At 38.5% G+C, this 584-nt stretch carries 1 protein-coding gene; it reads right to left on the bottom strand.

Features of this window, described 5'->3' with window-relative positions:
- Positions 1-584: MBG domain-containing protein (locus tag L1S34_RS14820; protein WP_236364877.1), on the bottom strand; the 584-nt coding region annotated here is incomplete at both ends.

The following is a 584-nucleotide window of genomic DNA, read 5'->3' as shown; positions in this document are numbered from 1 at the left end:
GCTACAGTTGCAGTTTTAGGGGTAACAGTAAGATTTGCATCTGTTTTGGTAACAGTATAATTAGGATTGCTTCCTAAAGTTGCAACGATTGGATAAGTTCCAACATCTGATGTAGTCGTTGCAGTGGTAGCTAGGGTATAATTAATAGTATCTCCATTGATAGTACCAGTAACAGTTGCAGTCAAAGCTGGATTAGTGTCACCGTATACTTTAGTTTTATCTGCAGCTACTACAGTTGCGGTCTTAGGGGTAACAGTAAGATTTGCATCTGTTTTAGTAACAGTATAATTAGGATTGCTTCCTAAAGTCGCAACGATTGGATAAGTTCCAACATTTGAAGTAGTCGTTGCAGTGGTAGCTAGGGTATAGTTAATAGTATCTCCATTAATAGGACCAGTAACAGTTGCAGTCAAAGCTGGATTAACGTCACCGTATACTTTAGTTTTATCAGCAGCTACTACAGTTGCGGTCTTAGGGGTAACAGTAAGATTTGCATCTGTTTTAGTAACAGTATAATTAGGATTGCTTCCTAAAGTCACCACGATTGGATAAGTTCCTACATTTGAAGTAGTCGTTGCAGTGGT

It is taken from the genome of Flavobacterium sp. K77, from assembly GCF_021608205.1.
Taxonomy (GTDB): domain Bacteria; phylum Bacteroidota; class Bacteroidia; order Flavobacteriales; family Flavobacteriaceae; genus Flavobacterium; species Flavobacterium turcicum.
The sequence above is the reverse complement of the archived record's forward strand: the minus strand, read 5'-3'. Positions and strand labels throughout refer to the sequence as shown.